This is a genomic window from uncultured Halovibrio sp. (genome assembly GCF_913056445.1).
Taxonomy (GTDB): Bacteria; Pseudomonadota; Gammaproteobacteria; order Pseudomonadales; family Oleiphilaceae; genus Halospina; species Halospina utahensis_B.
Window position 1 is genome coordinate 1 of sequence record NZ_CAJXMA010000139.1, and the last position, 2,743, is coordinate 2,743.

At 62.8% G+C, this 2,743-nt stretch carries 2 protein-coding genes and 1 pseudogene; 2 read left to right on the forward strand and 1 reads right to left on the reverse strand.

From position 1 onward, the window contains the following. Together QZ501_RS15045 and QZ501_RS15050 are read left to right on the forward strand one after the other, a co-directional pair. Window positions 1-501, forward strand: a pseudogene (locus QZ501_RS15045) (valine--tRNA ligase); the annotation flags it as partial. A 46-nt stretch (window positions 502-547) separates the two neighbouring features. Beyond that, window positions 548-1,114 carry a cob(I)yrinic acid a,c-diamide adenosyltransferase gene (locus QZ501_RS15050; RefSeq protein WP_077530802.1) on the forward strand — a complete coding sequence of 189 codons (567 nt, stop codon included), beginning with the start codon at window positions 548-550 and terminating at the stop codon, window positions 1,112-1,114. Here QZ501_RS15050 and QZ501_RS15055 read toward each other — a convergent pair. Beyond that, the coding region (locus QZ501_RS15055) for a methyl-accepting chemotaxis protein (protein WP_295720642.1) at window positions 1,104-2,743 on the reverse strand (1,640 nt) is incomplete at its 5' end. The genes QZ501_RS15050 and QZ501_RS15055 overlap by 11 nt on opposite strands.

Here is a 2,743-nt window from a genome sequence, read left to right on the forward strand (position 1 = left end):
GATGAGAACATGGAGGATGCCTCCGCCGAAGCGGACATCGAATGGCTCCAGGGCGTGATCCTGGCCGTGCGCAACATCCGGGGCGAGATGAACATCTCCCCGGCCAAGGCACTGCCGGTGCTGCTGCGCCACGGTGATGAACAGGACCGCGAGCGCCTTAAGGCCAACCGTACATTCCTGAAGTCCCTGGCGAAGCTCGAGAGCATCGACTGGGTGGGGGACGGCGAGGCGCCGCTTTCCGCCACCCAGCTGGTGGGCGATCTGGAAGTGCTGGTGCCCATGGCCAACCTCATCGACAGGGATGAGGAAATTGCGCGCCTCAGCCGCGAACTGGAAAAGCTCGACAAGGAAATCCAGCGCCTGGGTGGCAAACTCAGCAACGCCGGCTTCGTCGAGAAAGCCCCGGCCGAGGTGGTCGAGAAGGAAAAGGCCAAGCTGGAGGACGCGGAAAGCCAGCGCCAGCGCCTGAACGAACAGCTGGAACAGATCCGGGCGCTGTAAGGCAGCGTATCCCCGGGATCAATCACAACGGATAACGGACAAACGCATGGGTAACCGCCTCTCCAAGATCTACACCCGCACCGGCGATGACGGCACCACCGGCCTTGCCGATGGCAACCGCATCGCCAAGAACAGCCTGCGGGTCGAAGCCATGGGCACCATGGACGAGCTCAATGCCCAGATGGGCATCCTGATCGAGTCACTCGGGGGTGAGGAAGCGGAGCTGAAGGAGGTCCTCCAGCGGGTGCAGCACCACCTCTTCGACCTGGGTGGCGAGTTCGCCATTCCGGGCAGCCGCGTGGTGGCGGACAGTCACATTGACTGGCTGGAAGGCACTCTGGACCACTGGAACCAGGACCTGCCACCACTGAAAAACTTCGTGCTGCCGGGTGGCTCCATGCCTGCGGCGCAGTGTCACATGGCAAGGGCGGTGTGCCGCCGCGCGGAGCGCATCACGGTGGCGCTGGGTCACGAGGAGTCCATCAACCCGGATGCCCGCCAGTACCTGAACCGGCTATCGGACTTCCTGTTCGTGGCCTCACGGGTCCTGGCCCGCCGCGAGGGTGCGGCGGAGGTACTCTGGGATCAGCAGATGAGCAAGCCTACACCCTGAAGCGTTCCACCTGCTCGTGCAGTGAGGCGGTCAGATCCGAGAGTTCACGGCTGGCCGCAAGCGTCTCCTCGGCGTTGCCCGCGGTCTCACGGCCCACCTCGGAAATGGTCTCGACATTACTGTTGATGTTGTTGGCCACAGCGGACTGTTCCTCCGCCGCCTGGGCGATCTGCTGACTCATATCCACGATGCGCGAAATGGCATTGACGATGTTCTCCAGTGCCTCGGTCACCTCGCCGGACTTGGTCACCGTCTCATTGGTCACCTCGTGACTATTGTTCATGGCCTTGACGGCGTCCTTCACGCCGGACTGGAGCCGCCCGACCATCTCCTCGATCTCTTCCGTGGACTTGTGGGTGCGCTGGGACAGGGAACGCACCTCGTCCGCCACGACCGCAAAGCCGCGTCCATGCTCACCAGCCCGGGCCGCCTCGATAGCGGCGTTCAGTGCCAGCAGGTTGGTCTGCTCGGCGATCGCCTTGATTTCGCCCACCACCTGGCTGATGCTGTCGCTGTCATTGCTGACCCGGTTGATGACGTCCGCCGACCCCTTGATCTCATCCGCCAGCCGGTTGATCGTCTGCACCGTATCACCGACCACGGCCCGCCCCTGGTCCGCCTCGGAATCGGCTTCATTGGCATAGTCCGACGCCTGCTGGGAGCTCTGGGCCACTTCCTGGACCGTATCCACCATCTGCTTCATGGCGTCGTTGATCTGGTCCGTCTCCTGCATCTGACGGGAGACCGCATCCGAATTGGACGTGGCCGTCTCATTCACTCGCCGGGCCTGCTGATCCACGCGGTTGACCGTCTCGCGCACCGACTCCACCAGTTCCCGGATGCTGGTGGTCATACCGTTGAACTCGGTACTGAGCTCGCCCAGCTCGTCCCGGCTGTTGAGCTCAAGCTGGACCCGCATGTCCCCATCCGCGACACGGCGGGCGGAATCCGCGAACTTGCGGATGGCGGAACGCACTGAGAAGTAGAAACCGGTATACAGCCAGACAATGATCAGCAGCACCGCCGCCAGGGAGGCAAAGATGACGGTCCGTTGCTGGCGCTCACTGGCCAGGCGCGCCTCAAGCTGCCCGCGGATGGCGCCGAGTATGTCATTGCCCACGGAATAGAGTTGACCAATGGGCTCGGACACACGGACATCATAGTCCTCTGCCGGGAACTCAAGCCGGAAGGGAGTGATCACTTCCTCCTCCATCAGGTCACGTACCTTGATGGGCGCCTTGCTGAGCCGCTCCGCATCCTGCGTGAAACGCTGCCCAATGACAGGCGCCGCACCGAAACCCAGATCGAAGGCCGTCTGCAGCTGGTTGCTGACGTTGGTAAGGCTGTCATAGATGCCGTTCATGCGCTCACTGAGCGGCCCCGAGAGCCGTCCCTCATTGAGGCCATGAAGGCCGAAGGCACGGGCCTGGCCCATCTCATCGGCGACCGGCGTCATGCCATTGATGACCAGTTCCAGCAGCATCTGCACGCTGTTGGACGGATCCTGCCCCAGACCACTGACCTGAAGCACTGTGTTGCGCAGCGCCAGCGTCTTCTGGAAGAAACGGTCGTACAGGTTGAACTGACGATCCGGCGTCTGCAGGTACTGGTCCTCCTCCAGCATCTGGT

What these genes read in the sequence shown, in the direction of transcription:
- QZ501_RS15050 (WP_077530802.1), top strand. Translation starts at nt 548, where the DNA reads ATGGGTAACCGCCTCTCCAAGATCTACACCCGCACCGGCGATGACGGC.